We start from the raw sequence: 7,448 nt of genomic DNA on the forward strand, positions 1-7,448 counted from the left end.
CGGGAACTGGGCCTGCGGCCTGGGCTGCTTGCCTCGGCTGGGCCTCGTCGAGCGAGAGGTCCTCGCTCCCGTTGGTCGCTCGCGCAGCCCAGTTCCCGCATTCTCCCTCGCTGCGCTCGGTCGCGCGGTCCAGCCTCGGCATGCTCGCTTCCGTTGGTCGCTCGCGCGTCCCTCTTGGCGGCTGGACGCTGGCCTGCTGGTACGGTGGCCTGGAGGGCGAACGCTCGCCCTGGCGCAGCGGTGGCCGCCTGGAAGGCGGCGCTACAAGTGAGCCGCCGCCAGGGACGGCGGCGGTACACGCGGTTGGCCGCCTGGAAGGCGGCGTTACAAGTAACTGGCAAGCAGTGGTGGGCGCAAAGCTGTCAGGATTGCGCGAACGCGCCGCCGACCAGGAAGGTGACGCGCTGTTCCAGGGAGCCGACGCCGGTTTTCCCGCGATTTTGCCAGTAGAGGTCAGCTTGCCAATTGCCCGCCTGGGTGGCGGGAAAGGAGAAATAGGCGTTATAGCTGCTGCGCCGCTGAAATTGCTGGCTCATGGTGTCCACGAAGGCGCCATTATTATAGAGTTTGATTGTTGCTGTGCCGGGGCCAGCGTCGCTGACGGTGTAGGCGACGTAGACGGTTTGCCCGACGTTGAAACTGGTGATGGAGTTGAGGGGGCTGCCATCGGGATGCACGCCCGATGCGGTCTGGGCTGTGGTGATAGCGATCCCGCTGGCCGGAGTGGCGGCTGGGCCGCCTTGCGGCGTTTTGTGGGTGAGGAGAAAGATGAGGCTGCCCACCAGCGCCAGCGTGATCAGGGCGCTGAGCGCCGCCAGGAGCGTCAGAGGCGATAGACGTGGAGGGGGCCTGAGCAATTAAAGACTCTTTTCGGTGTCCTCAAGGCGGATCGTCATGAAGCGTTTCTGTTGCTGCGCCAGCCCTGGCATAGTGTACCAGCGAATGCGGAAAAGGTCAATTGATGTTGCACAAGGAGGCGTAAGAAACCAGCCTGACCACCACCGCTGAGGGAGAGGGGAGGCTGGTTCTTGCCGCGCTCTGTGCGGGGGCAGCGGAAGCCTGTCCAAAAAGGCTCTGCTGCTTCCTCCGGTTTGTTAAGTCACCGTGAAATTAACGTTCTGCTCATCTGTTCCATTATATATGAGCTGAGCAGTATAGTCATCCGCGCCGGTGATGCGGAAGCCGAAGAAGTAGTCGTGCGTTCCGGTGTCCAGGGTTATCGGGGCAATCTGGTCTACAAATGTGCTGCCAGAGTAGAGCTTAAGGAGCACCTGGGCGCCGCTCTCATCGGTGGTTACGGTGAAGTCAATGACGATAAAGTCTTCCTGGGTGAACGTGGTTTGCTCCTGGCTGATGTTGCCCTCGCGGTCCCCTACGCCGATATGGACGTTGCTGATATGGCGCTCAGATACTGGGATTGTGACTGTCGCTCCTACCGTATTAACCGCGTTTACAATGGCGTTCCCAGCCCTGTTGAGAGCAAAAGCGATACCACCGCAGGCGAGGAGGACAACGACGAGAATGCCAATCAGCACGTAGAGCCAGGTCTTGCTCTTTTTGGGCGGAGGCGCCATAAATGGCTGTTGGGGCGCGCCATAGCCGACGCCTGGCGGAGCGCCATAGCCTGCGCCTGGCGGAGCGCCAAAGCCTGGCGGTGGTGGTGGAGCGCCATAGCCTGGTTGTGGCGGGGGCGCGCCGTAGGGATCAATCGGTGGTGGGCCGTAAGGCTGCGAACCGTAGCCGGTTCCTGGCGGCTGGCCCGCCCGAACGGTGGGGTCATAGCCCCCTGAGCCGATGGCGACGGGCGCGCCGCAGCGAGCACAGGCGGTCATGCCTGCCGTGATGGGCGCGCTGCAATTATTGCAATACTGCTGCATGGAGATAAAAGACCTCCCTCAAAATCTACTTAATTTGATTGCCAGGCTTTTGATTGCCAGGTTCTCAGAAACCCATCTTTATCATATCATGCCTGGCAATGGCCTTTGTATGTTTTTTGGGTATGGTCTTTTTTTGCACTATGGCCCTTGCTGTCCACCGCTGGCAGGGGGCTGGCCTGCGGGCTGGCGGCCTTGCAGCCAGAGGCGAATGAGGTAGGCCAGCAGCGCCATGACCAGCAGACAGAGCAGGATGATGGCGATCAGGGTGCTGCTCCCGCCATTTGAGGACGTGGCTGACGCTCCCTGATTGCCTGGGCCGCTGCTGTCAGGAGTTCTATTTGCGCCTGGGGTGGCGCTGGCTGACGCGACGGGGCTGCTGGCAGCGGTTGAGGTTGGCGAGCCGCTGGCGCTGGTTGGGGTTGAGCCGGGGGTAGCGGGCGTAGGCTGCACTATGCCATTGCTGTCTATGGTGATGGGTTGCTGGCTGGCGATGATACCTTCCTCTGATGCTGTGGCGCAGAGATAATAGACGCCGGGATTGATGCCGCTGCTCGGCCAGGTATAGTTGACCCTGAAGCTGGTCGCTTCCGCTGAGAAGGTGTTATTGGGCAATGCCTGGCTGGCGCTGCAATCATTCTTCGGGCTGTAGCGCAGCCTGATGATTTCGTGGAGTGTCCAGCCATCGAATTGCAGCGTCAGGGTGTTGCCATCGAAGCTGACGATGCTGAGCGATGGCCCGCCAGATTGTGGGGCGGCGCGCGCGCTGCCCCAGCCTGTCACGATCAGCAAGGCGAGCAAGGCTGCCGCCCCTAGAAGGGCCAGCAACGCTGGCCTGCCTGTCAACAATCGCCCTGAATGCTTCTGCTGTTGCATGGTGTTTGCATACTTTCTCGCGTACTCTCTTGCTCGCGTACTCTCTTGCTCGCGCACTCCCTTGCCTGCTCCGCGTGCCGCTCCGGTCCACCGGGTCCGATCCCCTCTCTATCAGGCATTCTGCAAGCGATTTTTATGCCAACTCGCGGTGCTCAGGCGTGGGGAACCTTTTCGAGCGCGCCGGGGAGTTCGCTGATATGGGAGAGGATCAGGTCGGCGCCGCGCTCGCGGTAAATCTCCGCTTCATGGCCGGTGGCGATGATGATTGCCAGGAAAGGCGGCTGCCCCGCGCCGTAGGCGGCGCGATAGTTGAGGACCAGCCCCAGATCATCGGCGGTATCGCCAACATAGAGGCCAGCGCGGGTTTCCAGGCGCTGCGCCGTCAACGCGAGCGCCCTGGGGTCTGGTTTGGCGATCTCGTCGCCGCTGATAATGTGCTCAAAGGGAGAGCGCCCCCATTGGCTGGAAAAGCGCCTGCTGGAGCCGCTGCCGATCCGTTCGTTGAGGAGCCGGACGGCCCAGGGGACTTCTGCGCTGACGCGCCCGGTGATCAAGGCGAAGCGCCGCGCGCCCTGCTTTGCCAGGTCTTCAAGCAGCGAGGCTGGCATCAAGGTTTCTTCGTTGCGCACCAGCCCTGGCGCGTGCGGCACATAGCGCGGCACGCGGCGCAGCAGTTCGCGCAGCAGTTCCGCGCCCCAATAGAATTCGTCGTGAACGGTTTGCGCCAGGTCATAGGTTGGCTGAGCCGAGGCAGGCACAGTCGCGCGCGCCCAGGCGATGCCGCTTTGCCCGCGCTGGACAGCTTCGTGCGCCTGCGCGGCCCAGTCGGTCAGGGAGCGCGCGGCCTCTGGCTGTCCACGCCATTCGCGCCGCCGGGCGGTGCAGAGGGCGGTGAGTGTGAAGGCCAGGTCCCAGTCGTTGTTAAAGCCACCGGCCAGCTTGAAGGCGCGCACGTCTTCCAGAGTGACGAGCGGATCGCGCTCTGCGGCGCGCGACCACAGCCCCAGGCGTTCACCGACGATGTATTCGGTGGTGGCGATGACGGAGAGACGATAGGAGCGGCTGGTATCAATCAACACGCCGTCCACGTCGAAGACGGCGCTGTCAATAAGGCGAGGGCGATGAAGGTCGGGATGTATCCAGATCATGAACGACTCCCCTAGAGTTCGGGTCCGGTTAGAGTTCGGGTTCGGTGACGAACAGGCGCAGCAAACGCACCAGCGCCATAATCACCAGAAAATAGACCAGCATTGCCAGCAGCATATACCACTCCACGCCGTTATTCTGGACACTGAGCGCCGTCTTGAAGGGGGCTAGCAATGGGTCGGTGATGTTGGTGAGCAGGGAGATAAAGGCGTTGCCGTTGCTGGTGGCGATGAAGCTCAGGACGAAGCGCAGGGCGAACATGACTTCGATAACCGAGAGCAGCCATTTGAGAAACTGGTTAAACTTGGCGATGCTGAAGGTGATGGTACTGTGTTCCGGCGCTGGCGGCTCTGGCTCGGAATCATAGACGACTTCTGGCGCGGCATGCGGAATCGCAGCCGATAGGGGGCGCTCGTAGGCCGCTGGCTGATGGGAACGATGGTAGCCTGGACGCGGCGGCAGGGGTGGGAGTTCGCTTTCATAGGCAGGAAATAACTGCTCTGTTGGGGCGGTGTTGACTTCTTCCCGCGAGAGCGGCTGCTCGTCCTCAAAAGGGTTTTCGCTGTTCGATTGGTAGCGCTGCATACCTCTTGCTCACCCGTTCTGGCAGCGGGTTCTCCTCCAGCGGCGCCCTCCGCCCCAAGCCTCTCACTGCTGGCTGCCTTCCACCATTATAGCATAGTGGGGGGAGAAGCCCCGCTCTCCCCGACAGGTTTTTTGGCTGGGCAATGTGCGTAGGGCGCGCCACACCCCCCACCCAGCGCCGCCAGGGACGGCGGCGGTACAGGCGGCCCCCGCCCCGCAGGCAGTTAAAACCGCGCCTGGAGGTGTCCGTACTTGCAGCGCCGCCGTCTCGGCGGCAGGGGGGCTGAGGGGATGTTGTGCTTGCAGCGCCGCCGTCTCGGCGGCTCAACGTTGGCCTGCTGGTCCGATGGGCCGGAGGGCGAACGCTCGCGCTGGCGAAGCGGTGGCCGCCGAGACGGCGGCGCTATGGACTGGCCGCCGAGACGGGGGCGCTGCTGGCTGGCCGCCTGGAAGGCGGCGCTACAAGTTCTGAAGTTTTGCCAGATAGACGCCGCCCGCGCGCGCGATGATGCGGTAGATGCCATGCTGGGGCGAGGTGAGTTGATCGAAGGTGGAGATGGCTGAGGAGCGGTCTTCATAGGGCAGGTTATCAATGTCTATGACGATATATTGGGCGATGTCGTCGCCGCGCCCAATATCGGGGAAGAGGTAGAGGTCTTGCCGCTCGCTGAGGTGCGGGTTGAGGGTATCGCTGGCGGAGACGGAGGCGTCGGGCGGGATCATCGCCAGTAAGCGGGTGATACGCTCCTCGCGCGAGCCGATGCTGAGGTCTGGGATAAACGGGGAAAGCTGGCCTACAGCGGCGCTGAGGTTGTAGCCCGCAAAGGCCAACAAGAACAGGCAGACCAGCGCCATGCCGACGCGCGGAGCGATGCGCGGAGCCAGCCAGGCCCACCCGCCTCCGATTTTGAGCGCCAGCCACCAGCCCCAGAGGGGAATCCAACGCCAGGGAAAGGGCTGCTTGAGCATGGCGCGCATGCGCCCGCGACGGCTGAGGATGGCCCAGCCGTCGCGGTCTTGTTCGAGGTGGCGGGCGACTCTGGCGGTCCCCTGAATGGCTGCCACCAGCAGGAAGGCGATCAGGACCGCGTTATAGTGATAGACGCCGCTGTATTGGGCGTATTTGTCGCTGAGGACGTTGATGCCGAGTTCTGGCAGCCCCGGAATGAGCGCCAGGGGCGCAAAGAGCAGGCCCAGCAATCCCCCCGTCAGGAGCATTCCCAGGATATAGCGCAGCTTATCCAGAGTGAGGATGATGATAAAGATGAGCCAGGGCTGAGTAATCAGGTGAAGGATAGCTTCGCCGGGGGTGTTGCCCAGCCCGGCATAACGCTGCCAGTAATTGTTGCCAACCTGGGGGCTATTCAGGAAATGCGGGATGATGACCAGGAAGCAGATCGCCGACCATCCGGCGAAGAGTGCCGCAACGAGCAGCCCGAACAAACGGCGTCCCTTCGGGAAGGTCCGCTTGCGGCCCCTTATGGGGGGCAGCCCTTGCGGGAACCCGGTTCCCGCATTCTCGCTCCCGTTGGTCGCTCGCGGGCTGCCACTGAGTTTCCGCACTCTCGCTCCCGTTGGTCGCTCGCGCGTCCCTCCCTGCAAGAAGGCGATGTAGATGCCGAGCATGGCGACGCTGATGCCGATGTCCTCTTTGCACATGGCGGCCAGCCCAGCCGCCAGCAAGAACCAGCCATAGCGGCGCTTTTCCATCGCCAGCACCGCCGCGATCAGCAGGGGTGTTGCCAGCACGACCGGGTGGAAGTCGAACAGGTTTTCGCCGATCAATGCGGGGCTGAGGAGATAGGTGATAACCAGCATGACGCCCGCCAGCGGCCAGCGTGGGAGCCAATGGCGCGACAGCAGAAAGACCGGGATGGCTCCCAGGCCGAGCGCGATGCTCTGAAAGACGAGCAGCGTCTCCGGGCTGGAGTGGATGAGATAGAGCAGCGAGAGCGGCAGCAAGATCGGCTCTACGTGGATTGCCAGGCGGGTAGGTGGGCCGTAATAGTCCCAGCCGCGATTGGTGAACTCGAAGAAACGCCCATGCAGGGTGTTCCAGACGGCTTGATCCATGTTGCCCAGGTCATACGCCTGGGCTATAAATGTCCAGTAGCGATACAGGGATAAGACGCTGAGGGAGACGATATAGGCCAGCATGAGCAGGAGCGTCAGCCACCAGGCGATCTTAAGCTGTACGCCCGGCTGTTCCAACCAGCGCCAGGCAGAGCGGGCCGCGCGCAGCCCTTTCATTGCCGCTCGTGTCCAGAGCCTGGTGGGCGGGCGCGCCACGTCTGGCGGCGCGGCGAGCGCGCTGGCGCCGGGCGGGTCGCTGGCTTCGGGAGCCTGCTCTGCCGTCTGGCTTTGCACGCTGTCGCCGGAAAGCGGTTGCTCTGCTGTTGATGAGAGGAGCGATTCGTGTCGGTTCATTATTCTAGAAGACGAAGAGGGGATACTGCATGTCACCATGACGGGGCAGATGGCCCATCCTCGATCATTTCCCTTCGAAATGCCGCTTCACAGCCTCCCTGCCCGCTTTGTCTTTGCACAGACTGTACCAGTTTTCTGCGAAGAACCATCTCAAGGGGCGCGCAAGGCGGTCTTCTCAGAGCGCCAGTTTCCTCCGCTGGCCGCAAAAAACAGGCTTACCAGGAATGGTAAGCCTGTTGATTGGTCGGGGCGAGAGGATTTGAACCTCCGACCCCCTCAACCCCATTGAGGTGCGCTACCGGGCTGCGCTACGCCCCGAATCTCAGCTTAGTATACCAGATTTTTGTATCCTCGTCAATCTCAAGGGCAGAAACAGTTCCACCACCTATCGGGGGTTGCCACTTGTAGCGCCGCCCCCCTTCGGGAAGGGCCGCTTGCCTCGGCTGGGCCTGCGGCCTGGACCGCTTGCGGGAACTGGGCCTGCGGCCTGGGCTGCTTGCCTCGGCTGGGCCTCGTCGAGCGAGAGGTCCTCGCTCCCGT

Annotated in this window: 7 protein-coding genes and 1 tRNA gene; 1 reads left to right on the forward strand and 7 read right to left on the reverse strand. The window is 62.6% G+C overall.

The features are described from left to right. Window positions 1-362: 362 nt before the first annotated feature. From VH599_18545 to VH599_18565, 5 genes are all read right to left on the reverse strand, one after another. On the reverse strand, window positions 363-857 hold the full coding sequence (locus tag VH599_18545) for a hypothetical protein (protein HEY7350321.1): 495 nt from the start codon (window positions 855-857) through the stop codon (window positions 363-365). A gap of 237 nt (window positions 858-1,094) precedes the next feature. Beyond that, a complete protein-coding gene (locus VH599_18550; protein ID HEY7350322.1) occupies window positions 1,095-1,877 on the reverse strand; it encodes a hypothetical protein in 783 nt (260 codons plus the stop codon). Window positions 1,878-2,015: 138 nt separating this feature from the next. After that, window positions 2,016-2,750, reverse strand: a complete 735-nt coding sequence (locus VH599_18555; GenBank protein ID HEY7350323.1) for a hypothetical protein — start codon at window positions 2,748-2,750, stop codon at window positions 2,016-2,018. 152 nt (window positions 2,751-2,902) lie between these two features. Continuing rightward, window positions 2,903-3,898 (reverse strand): HAD family hydrolase, encoded by a 996-nt coding sequence (locus VH599_18560; GenBank protein ID HEY7350324.1) that lies wholly within the window; start codon window positions 3,896-3,898, stop codon window positions 2,903-2,905. 28 nt (window positions 3,899-3,926) lie between these two features. After that, window positions 3,927-4,481 carry a YggT family protein gene (locus tag VH599_18565; GenBank protein HEY7350325.1) on the reverse strand — a complete coding sequence of 185 codons (555 nt, stop codon included), beginning with the start codon at window positions 4,479-4,481 and terminating at the stop codon, window positions 3,927-3,929. 296 nt (window positions 4,482-4,777) lie between these two features. Between VH599_18565 and VH599_18570 the strand changes: the two genes are divergently transcribed. Beyond that, complete coding sequence (locus tag VH599_18570; protein HEY7350326.1) at window positions 4,778-4,990, forward strand: hypothetical protein; 213 nt, start codon at window positions 4,778-4,780, stop codon at window positions 4,988-4,990. Here the strand turns inward: VH599_18570 and VH599_18575 are convergent. Both VH599_18575 and VH599_18580 read right to left on the reverse strand, forming a co-directional pair. Continuing rightward, a complete protein-coding gene (locus tag VH599_18575) occupies window positions 4,941-6,908 on the reverse strand; it encodes a DUF2079 domain-containing protein (protein ID HEY7350327.1) in 1,968 nt (655 codons plus the stop codon). The genes VH599_18570 and VH599_18575 overlap by 50 nt on opposite strands. Window positions 6,909-7,149: 241 nt before the next feature. Further along, a tRNA-Pro gene (locus tag VH599_18580) sits at window positions 7,150-7,226 on the reverse strand. Window positions 7,227-7,448: the final 222 nt, after the last annotated feature.

The sequence above is a fragment of the Ktedonobacterales bacterium genome, assembly GCA_036557285.1.
GTDB lineage: Bacteria > Chloroflexota > Ktedonobacteria > Ktedonobacterales > DATBGS01 > DATBHW01.